The organism is Neisseria sp. P0014.S002, from assembly GCF_051958295.1.
Lineage (GTDB): Bacteria > Pseudomonadota > Gammaproteobacteria > Burkholderiales > Neisseriaceae > Neisseria > Neisseria flavescens_B.
This window is the reverse complement of the sequence record NZ_JBQCVO010000095.1, coordinates 1-253: the sequence shown is the minus strand read 5'-3', so window position 1 is coordinate 253 and position 253 is coordinate 1. Positions and strand designations below refer to the sequence as shown.

The following is a 253-nucleotide window of genomic DNA, read 5'->3' as shown; positions in this document are numbered from 1 at the left end:
CGGCAGAACCTGCTGCACAAGCAGTTCAGGCTGAAGACAAACCTGCCCAAAGGTCGTCTGAAAAACCTGCCGAAGGCAAAGCCAAGCCTAAACAAGACAAAGGCAATAAAGGCAAAGACGCGAAAAAAGCAGCCAAACCCGCTGCCCCTGCCGTTCCGCAACCTGTGGTCAGCGCGGAAGAGCAAGCGCAACGCGACGAAGAAGCACGCCGCGCCGCCGCTTTACGCGCCCATCAAGAAGCCTTGTTGAAAGA

The 253-nt window shown here is 56.5% G+C and carries 1 protein-coding gene; it reads left to right on the top strand.

Annotated elements, in window-relative coordinates; translation table 11 throughout:
• The coding region (locus ACTHSX_RS10755; RefSeq protein WP_440379681.1) for a hypothetical protein at positions 1–253 on the top strand (253 nt) is incomplete at both ends.